The 1683-nt window shown below is 42.5% G+C and carries 2 protein-coding genes; both read left to right on the forward strand.

Translation table 11 applies throughout. The features are described 5' to 3' along the window. Window positions 1-268: amino acid--tRNA ligase-related protein (locus DYY66_RS04665; protein WP_304515735.1), on the forward strand; the 268-nt coding region annotated here is incomplete at its 5' end. Between the two features lie 40 nt (window positions 269-308). Beyond that, complete coding sequence (locus tag DYY66_RS04670; protein ID WP_166286645.1) at window positions 309-1376, forward strand: CFI-box-CTERM domain-containing protein; 1068 nt, start codon at window positions 309-311, stop codon at window positions 1374-1376. The last annotated feature ends 307 nt before the right edge of the window (window positions 1377-1683 follow it).

The raw sequence follows: 1683 nt of genomic DNA on the forward strand, positions 1-1683 counted from the left end.
AAAGTCATTTGACCTCCAGTATGGATACCTCGAGTTGTCATCCGGTGGAAGAAGGCTACACGATCCTGCTAAGATAAAAGAAAGATTGGTAGAGCAAGAGCTAAATCCGGCACAATTTGAGGACCACCTGAGGGCATTTGACTGGGGAATGCCGCCACATTCGGGATGGGGATTGGGGCTAGACAGACTGATGGCAGTCTTGACGCAAATTGATAATGTCAGAGAAGTTGTCTTGTATCCTCGTGACCCCGAACGGTTATTTCCATAAAACATAAAGTATATCTTTTACACATCATTACGCTATTGCAATGGCTGGTAGGTGTGGTTATGCCTTGTCATTTATTCTGGTGACACTTATGGTTCTTCCATTAACGACACCAAGCTCTTTTGCGTCAGGTGATGCTGCGGAAGATATCACAATTACTGGCTCATCAGTTGATTGTCATGGTACTTTGCAAGGTCAGATAATTTTCCGTAACCTTTCACAAGAGCAAGAATACATACATTCTGCTGAAATATTTACGAGAGATTTAGCTCTACAGCGTGATATGGGCGACAACGTTTTAAGTTACAGTGCCATGCCTGTTCCGGCCGGACAATCTGTTAACCTTCCTTTCACAATAACACAAACAGGTGGCACTACAAAACAAGACCCGGAAATGGCACAAGTAGACGCGTATGTTAAATATGATTCTGAAAGTAATCGTAATGCTGGAACTATATCCGCTACCCAAACCTATTTCATCACAGGATGTCCACTTCACCAAGATGAGAGCTCGTCTAGTTCAAGCTCTGGTTCAGGCATAATACCATCAAGGTGTTTGATAGCAACTGCAGCATTTGGCTCTGATCTAGCACCACAGGTACAATTCCTCCGAGTCTTCAGAGATCAAAACATCTTGTCAACAGCATCAGGCTCTAGTTTCATGAATGTCTTTAACACATGGTACTATTCTTTCAGCCCCTCTGTAGCCAACTATGAGAGGGGACAACCTTGGATGCAGCAAATAGTGAGGACATCAATCTATCCTCTGCTTGGCATGCTGACTTTATCACAACACGCATATTCTGTTCTTCCAGGCGAGTATGGTGCGATAAGCGCTGGACTTATTGCAAGCTCGCTTATTGGCGCTGTTTACTTTTTCCCATTTGGCTTGGCAATAAAGCAGGTCAGAAGACACCGCTTGAATCCCAAGATTGCAATAGCCATAGTCTCTGCATCGGTGATTGCTGTAATAGGCTCTGTTATTGCAGGAAATAGTGTCGCATCTATGATAAGTACATCTTTACTGGTGCTGACCACTCTATCGATTTCTGCCATGTATTCAGCCAATACGATAACTAAAGTAGCCAACAAACTTAGAAATAGAAACTGAACCAGTGGTTCTAGTAACAAAATCATGTCATTATGTACCTAAAGTATGCCTCAATGTTTGTTCGTCTCCATAAAAAGATAAATTTTGACCAAACCCAAGATTACTTGTGCAACAGTGTGATTTTTGCGGCTCGGAATTTGGGGACAGGACTTGCTACTTTTGTGAAAAACACTGCTGTACTTCATGTATGACAGATGACCGGACGCGATGCAAGCGATGTTACATTGCAAAAAGAAAACTTGGCTGGAAAATCCTAAAGAAAAATAAAGTCTTGCTTGGGTTTATTGCATTTGTCTGGGCGTATACG

Source organism: Candidatus Nitrosotalea sp. FS (assembly GCF_011319475.1).
In the GTDB taxonomy this organism is placed as follows: Archaea; Thermoproteota; Nitrososphaeria; order Nitrososphaerales; family Nitrosopumilaceae; genus Nitrosotalea.